Source organism: Paraburkholderia sp. XV, assembly GCF_020177535.1.
GTDB classification, from domain to species: Bacteria; Pseudomonadota; Gammaproteobacteria; order Burkholderiales; family Burkholderiaceae; genus Paraburkholderia; species Paraburkholderia caribensis.
Window position 1 is genome coordinate 1 of the sequence record NZ_JAGUUD010000209.1, and the last position, 7290, is coordinate 7290.

Here is a 7290-nt window from a genome sequence, read left to right on the forward strand (position 1 = left end):
GGCAAAGAAAAGTAGGTGCCGCCCCGCACAGGGGCGACGCGTGGAGCGCGCTAACAATTCGCGGATGCCAGCGAAAGCAAAAGCAAAAGCAAACCGCGAACTCCACCGCAAAAACAAAAAACCGCCCGCGCCGCGAAGGCGCAAAAAAACCAAAGCGCCTCCGCGTCACTCCAACCTCAATCGACAGACTTGACCATATCCTCAATCACCTTCTTGGCATCGCCAAACACCATCATGGTCTTATCCATATAGAAGAGATCATTATCGAGCCCCGCATACCCCGCCGCCATCGAGCGTTTATTCACGATAACAGTCCGGGCCTTATAGGCCTCAATAATCGGCATACCTGCAATCGGCGACTTAGGATCGGTCTTGGCCGCAGGATTAACAACGTCATTCGCACCAAGCACAAGCACCACATCGACCTGGCCGAACTCGCCATTGATGTCCTCCATTTCATGGACAATCTCATACGGCACTTCAGCTTCCGCCAGCAGCACGTTCATATGCCCAGGCATACGCCCAGCAACAGGGTGAATCGCATACTTCACATCCACGCCCTTTTCGATCAATAGATCGGTCAGCTCCTTCAGCGCATGTTGAGCGCGCGCAACGGCCAGCCCATAACCCGGCACGATCACAACGGTTTCGGCATTGCCGAGCATGAACGACGCATCTTCCGCCGACCCCGACTTGACAGGCCGCTGTTCCGCCGACCCGCCCGCCGTCGCCGCGCCTGCCTCACCGCCGAAGCCGCCCAGAATCACATTGAAGAACGAGCGGTTCATCGCCTTGCACATGATGTACGACAGAATCGCACCCGACGAACCCACCAGCGACCCGGCAATGATCAGCATCGCGTTGTTCAGCGAAAAGCCGATGCCCGCCGCCGCCCAGCCCGAGTACGAGTTCAGCATCGACACGACCACGGGCATGTCCGCGCCGCCAATCGGGATGATGATCAGCACGCCCAGCGCAAACGCGATCAACGTCATGATGATGAACGGCAGCCACGCTTGCGTGAGGAAGAAGATCACGCCGAAGCCGATCATCGCGAGCGCGAGCAGCAGGTTGATCAGATGCTGGCCCGCATAGACGACAGGCGCGCCCTGGAACAGCCGGAACTTGTACTTGCCCGACAGCTTGCCGAACGCGATCACCGAACCGCTAAACGTAATCGCGCCAACGAAGGTGCCGATAAACAGTTCGATCCGGTTGCCATACGGCAGGAAGCCCGGGATGCCTTCCTCGGCGCCGAGGCCGAACGCAGCCGGCTCCGACACCACCGCATAGGCAATACACACAGCCGCCATACCGATCAGCGAGTGCATCGCCGCGACGAGTTCAGGCATCTTCGTCATCTCGACGCGCGCGGCGACGAATGCGCCAATCGCGCCGCCGACCACCAGCGCGACGAACACCAGCGACAGCCCAAGCGCGAGGTTCGAGCCAAGGAGCGCAGCCTGCTTCGAGATCAACGCGACAGTCGTCAGAATGGCGATCGCCATGCCGACCATGCCGAACACGTTGCCCGTTCGCGCCGTCTTCGGATTAGACAGCCCCTTGAGCGCCTGAATGAAGCAGACGGAGGCGATCAGATAAAGGAGCGTAACGACGTTGAGGCTCATTTACGCACCCTCCTTCGAACCGCCAGGAGCCGCGATCTTCTTCGGCTCCTTCTTCTTGAACATCTCCAGCATTCGCCTCGTGACGAGGAACCCGCCGAACACGTTCACCGCCGCAAGCGCCACGGCAATCGTGCCGAAGAACTTGCCCGTGCCGCCGACTGTGAGGCCCGCCGCGAGCATCGCGCCGACAATCACAATGGCCGAAATCGCGTTGGTCACGGCCATCAGCGGCGTATGCAGCGCCGGCGTCACGTTCCAGACGACGTGGTAGCCGACGTAGATCGCCAGCACGAAAATGATCAGGTTGATCACGGTATGGTTGATGACTTCCATCACCAGTCTCCTATTTCTTACGCCTTGCGCGTGACTTCGCCGTCGCGCGCCACCAGCGTGGCCGCGACGATGTCGTCCGCGAGATCGATATTGAGCGTGCCTTCCTTCGTGACGATCAGCTTCATGAAGTCGAGCAGATTGCGTGCGTACAGTGCCGAGGCGTCCGACGCGACCATCGACGCGAGATTCGTGTACCCCGCGATCGTCACGCCATGTTTGACGACGACCTTGTCGGCCTCCGTCAGCGGACAGTTGCCGCCGCGCTGCCCTTCATACTCGGGGCCGCGTCCCGCTGCGAGGTCGACGAGCACCGTGCCCGGTTTCATCGCCTGCACGGTTTCGACGGAGATCAGGGTCGGCGCGGCACGGCCGGGAATCAGCGCGGTGGAGATCACGATGTCGGCCTGCTTCGCCCGTTCGTGAACCAGCGCGGACTGGCGCGCAAGCCACGATGGCGGCATCGGCCGCGCGTAACCGCCGACGCCTTCGGCCGCTTCGCGTTCCTCATCGGTTTCGTAAGGCACGTCGAGGAATTTGCCGCCAAGCGACTCGATCTGCTCCTTCACGGCAGGACGCACGTCCGACGCTTCAATCACGGCGCCAAGGCGCTTCGCAGTCGCGATCGCCTGCAAGCCGGCTACGCCCGCGCCAAGAATCAGCACGCGCGCCGCTTTCACGGTGCCCGCCGCCGTCATCAGCATCGGCATGAAGCGCGGGTAAAGATCGGCGGCGAGCAACACCGCTTTGTAGCCCGCAATGTTGGCTTGAGACGACAGTACGTCGAGGCTTTGCGCACGTGTCGTACGCGGCGCGGCTTCGAGCGCGAACGCAGTTATTCCTGCGGCTGCAAGCTTTGATGCGTTCTCGACATTAAACGGCTCCAGCATGCCGACCAGCACCGCGCCTCGTTTAAGAAGCGGGAGTTCTGAATCGGTGGGGCTTTGAACCTTGAGAACGATGTCTGCGCCGAATGCGACTGGCGCATCGACGAGTTCTGCGCCCGCAGCTGCGTACGCGTCGTCCAGATAGCTCGCGGCCGTTCCTGCGCCGCTCTGTACGGTAACCCTGTGGCCCTGCGACACGTACTTCTTGACCGTCTCGGGCGTCGCGGCGACGCGTGTTTCGTACGGCCGCGTCTCGGCTGGCACTCCGATGTGCATCGTGAATCCTCCTCGACCATCCTGTTATGAAAATCTGGAATCGCCGACGAAGGGCAACGCCGGCAATGCAAAAGGCAAGTGCAACGGCTACGCACGGCTGGGGCTTCAGCCACGATGTCCACTTTAACCGAAGTCCAGGGGCGGATCGAAATTGGTAACGATCCCGGTATTCAGGAACACGATCCTTGTGTCTTTCCGTGCCTTTTGCATCGTTATGTGCTAGGCGGAGAGCCGCCGATCTTCGCGGGCACCGGCAAGCCCGGGCCATAAACGGTAAAATGGCGTCCCATGAAACCGGAAACCTGGGCTCCGCATGTCACGGTCGCGGCCGTCGTCGAACGCGATGGGCGTTTCCTGCTGGTCGAAGAACATACGCCCGCCGGGCTGCGGCTGAACCAGCCCGCCGGACATCTGGAAGCGGGCGAGACGTTGACGCAAGCCGTCGTCCGCGAAACGCTCGAAGAGACGGCGCAGTCATTCGTTCCCGCGGCGCTGGTCGGTGTCTACATGACGCATTTCAGCCGGCCCGACACCGTCGACGGCCCGCAGGATGGCGTCACGTATCTGCGCTTCACGTATTGCGGCTCGACGCACGGCGAACCTCCCGAGGCCCGCGCGCTCGATCCCGATATCGTTCGCACCGTCTGGATGAGCGCCGACGAATTGCGCGCATGCCCCGAGCGGCATCGCACGCCGCTCGTGATGCAATGTATCGACGATTACCTCGCAGGCCGGCGTTTCCCGCTCGACTTCGTGCAAACGCATTCGGTCGGGCCCTCCCGATAGAACGCGTGCTTCGGCACACAAGAGCAGTCAGGCAGATTCACATGAGCAAACAGAAAGTGGTGGTAGGCATGTCGGGCGGCGTCGATTCGTCCGTGACGGCATGGCTGCTAAAGGAACAGGGTTACGACGTGGTCGGCCTGTTCATGAAGAACTGGGAAGACGACGACGACAGCGAATACTGTTCGACGCGTCAGGACTGGATCGACGTCGTGTCGGTCGCGGACCTGATCGGCATCGACGTCGAAGCGGTGAACTTCGCGGCCGAATACAAGGACCGCGTATTCGCCGAATTCCTGCGCGAGTATTCGGCCGGCCGCACGCCGAACCCGGACGTGCTGTGCAATGCCGAGATCAAGTTCAAGGCCTTCCTCGATCACGCGATGTCGCTCGGCGCGGAGACCATCGCGACGGGCCACTACGCGCGCGTGCGGGAGACCGACGGGCGTTTCGAGCTGCTCAAGGCGTTCGACCACACGAAGGACCAGTCGTACTTCCTGCATCGCCTGAATCAGGCGCAGCTGTCGAAGACGCTGTTCCCGCTCGGCGAAATCCCCAAAACCAAAGTGCGCGAAATCGCCGAACAGATCGGCCTGCCGAACGCGAAGAAGAAAGACTCGACGGGCATCTGCTTTATCGGCGAACGGCCCTTCCGCGACTTCCTGAACCGCTATCTGCCCACCAAACCCGGCCCGATGAAAACCACCGAGGGCAAGACGGTCGGCGAGCACATCGGTCTCGCGTTTTATACGTTCGGGCAGCGCAAGGGCATCGGCCTTGGCGGCAGCAAGGAAGGCAGTGGCGAGCCGTGGTTCGTCGCGGGCAAGGACATCGCGTCGAACACGCTGTATGTCGCGCAGGGCCACGATCACCCGTGGCTGCTGAGCCATACGCTGACGGCGGGCAATACGAGCTGGGTCGCGGGCCACGCGCCCGAGGAAGGCCACGCGTGCGCGGCGAAGACGCGTTATCGCCAGGCCGATGCGGCATGCACGTTCGGCGCTGCCGATGGCGCCGACCCGAACGCGCTCTTTTCCCTTCATTTCGCCGACGCTCAATGGGCTGTCACGCCGGGGCAATCGGCCGTGCTCTACGATGGCGACGTGTGCCTTGGCGGCGGCATCATCGAGCACGCGGCCACCGCGCAGCCGGTCGTCCGCCAGCCTCAGAAAGCGGCGCTGCTGACGGCACGCTGAGCCTTGCCAGGAAAGGCTCGCGGACACGTTCCGCAAGCCTTTCCCGCCGACATCGCTGCACCGATTCCCGCTTCGTTGTATCTTCCGGGCGACGGTTGTCCTGCCGCCCGCGTTTCAGCGCGCTGACGATTCGCTTCATGTTCCGTGGAACGCGCCGTTAACTGGGCAAGAACAACCCGCTGTACCGTTTCGCAGCGCGATCCATCCCCACGGACGTCCGCTGTTTTCACGAGAAGACGCCGACGCCCGCTGCGCCGGATGCTTCCGCTGCGATGAATTCACCGCAATGGAGTTGTCATGTTTTCTCGACGTTATCTGGCGATGTGGGGTGCCATCCTGCTGCTCGCGGCCTGCGCTGCGCTCGCGGCAACCGGTCACATCGCATGGCTGTGGGTCATCGTGCCCGTGCTGCTGGTCGTGCTCGGCGCTTACGATCTGACGCAGGAGCGCCACGCGATCCTGCGCAACTATCCGCTGTGGGGCCACTTCCGTTTCCTGTTCGAGTTCATCCGGCCGGAGATCCGCCAGTATTTCGTCGAAGACGACACGGAAGAAAAGCCCTTCTCGCGCGCGCAGCGCAGCATCGTTTATCAGCGCGCGAAGAACGAAGTGGACAGCCGGCCCTACGGCACCGAAATCGACGTGAAGGCGACGGGCCATGAATTCATCAGCCATTCGCTCGTGCCGACCAGGCTCGACGGCCACGACTTTCGCGTCGTCGTCGGGGCGAACCGCGCGCAGCCGTATTCGATGTCGATCTTCAACATCTCCGCGATGAGCTTCGGCTCGCTGTCCGCGAACGCGATTCTGGCGCTGAACCTCGGCGCGAAGAAAGGCAACTTCGCGCACGACACGGGCGAAGGCTCGATGTCGAAGTATCACCGCGAGCATGGCGGCGACATCATCTGGGAAATAGCGTCGGGCTACTTCGGCTGCCGCAACGACGACGGCACGTTCAACGCCGACAAGTTTGCGAAGCAGGCGAGCGAGCCGCAAGTGAAGATGATCGAGGTGAAGCTGTCGCAAGGCGCGAAGCCAGGTCACGGCGGCGTGCTGCCCGCCGCGAAGATCACACCGGAAATTTCCGAAACGCGCGGCGTGCCGATGGGCCGCGACTGCATCTCGCCCGCCACGCATTCGGAATTCTCGACACCGCGTGAGCTGCTCGAATTCGTCGAGCGTCTGCGCAACCTGTCGGGCGGCAAGCCGACGGGCTTCAAGCTGTGCATCGGGCATCCGTGGGAGTTCTTCGGTATCGCCAAGGCGATGCTGGAAACGGGCATTTTGCCGGACTTTATCGTCGTGGACGGCGCGGAAGGCGGCACGGGCGCGGCGCCGCTCGAATTCACCGATCACATCGGCGTGCCGCTGCAAGAAGGGCTGCTGCTCGTGCACAACACGCTGGTCGGTATCGGGCTGCGCGACAAGATCCGCATTGGTGCGAGCGGCAAGATGATCACGGCTTTCGATATCGCGAAGACGCTGGCGATCGGCGCCGACTGGGTGAACGCGGCGCGCGGCTTCATGTTCGCGGTGGGGTGTATTCAGGCGCAGACGTGTCATACGGGCCGCTGCCCGACGGGTGTCGCGACGCAGGACCCGGTGCGCCAGCGCGCGCTGATCGTCACCGACAAATCGGACCGTGTGTTCAACTTCCATCACAACACGTTGCATGCGCTGCAGGAGATCATCCAGGCCGCGGGTTTGCGCCATCCGGCGGATCTGCGGGCGCATCATATCGTGCGGCGGGTGTCGTCGTATGAAGTGCGGCTGATGTCGGATTTGCTGAAGTATCTTGAACCGGGTGATCTGCTCGTTGGGCAGTATCGGTATACGTTGTATGAGAAATGGTGGCCCGTGGCGCGGAGTGATTCGTTTGCGCCGGAACTCGAGGTGGGTGTTGTGTGACGCTGGGGGTTTTGGCGGGCATCCGTGATGCGGTTCTGGTTTGCTAGTGTTGCTTGCCCCTGAGCGGGGCTTGCTTTTGGTCGTGTGCGATGCTGGGTTGTTTGCCCTGTGTTTTTGCTGGCATCCGCGAATTGTTAGCGCGCTTCGCGCGTCGCCGTTTGGTGTTTTGGTCTTTGCGCTGGCATCCGCGGTTTGCCTTTGCTTTCGCTGGCATCCGCCGTTTGCCTTTTCGCTGGCATCCGCGAATTGTTAGCGTGCTTCAAGCGTCGCCCCTGTGCGGGG

General features: G+C 62.0%; 6 protein-coding genes. 3 read left to right on the top strand and 3 right to left on the bottom strand.

Annotation, left to right across the window (positions count from 1 at the left end; genetic code table 11):
* Nucleotides 1–176: 176 nt before the first annotated feature.
* From KFO72_RS40825 to KFO72_RS40835, 3 genes are read right to left on the bottom strand one after another with little or no spacing between them, the layout of a single operon-like run.
* Nucleotides 177–1628 (bottom strand): NAD(P)(+) transhydrogenase (Re/Si-specific) subunit beta, encoded by a 1452-nt coding sequence (locus KFO72_RS40825; protein WP_054928940.1) that lies wholly within the window; start codon nt 1626–1628, stop codon nt 177–179.
* Nucleotides 1629–1961, bottom strand: a complete 333-nt coding sequence (locus KFO72_RS40830; RefSeq protein WP_054928941.1) for an NAD(P) transhydrogenase subunit alpha — start codon at nt 1959–1961, stop codon at nt 1629–1631.
* Between the two features lie 17 nt (nt 1962–1978).
* The gene (locus KFO72_RS40835; protein WP_060599694.1) at nt 1979–3121 is read right to left on the bottom strand and encodes a Re/Si-specific NAD(P)(+) transhydrogenase subunit alpha; all 1143 of its coding nucleotides are present in this window, start codon (nt 3119–3121) and stop codon (nt 1979–1981) included.
* Between the two features lie 288 nt (nt 3122–3409).
* Here KFO72_RS40835 and KFO72_RS40840 point away from each other — a divergent pair, with 288 nt between their 5' ends.
* The 3 genes from KFO72_RS40840 (at nt 3410) to KFO72_RS40850 (ending at nt 7008) form a co-directional block, all read left to right on the top strand.
* Nucleotides 3410–3907, top strand: a complete 498-nt coding sequence (locus KFO72_RS40840) for an NUDIX hydrolase (protein WP_060599693.1) — start codon at nt 3410–3412, stop codon at nt 3905–3907.
* 41 nt (nt 3908–3948) lie between these two features.
* On the top strand, nt 3949–5100 hold the full coding sequence (gene mnmA / locus KFO72_RS40845; protein WP_176956797.1) for a tRNA 2-thiouridine(34) synthase MnmA: 1152 nt from the start codon (nt 3949–3951) through the stop codon (nt 5098–5100).
* 297 nt (nt 5101–5397) lie between these two features.
* Nucleotides 5398–7008 (top strand): FMN-binding glutamate synthase family protein, encoded by a 1611-nt coding sequence (locus KFO72_RS40850; protein WP_225034479.1) that lies wholly within the window; start codon nt 5398–5400, stop codon nt 7006–7008.
* Nucleotides 7009–7290: the final 282 nt, after the last annotated feature.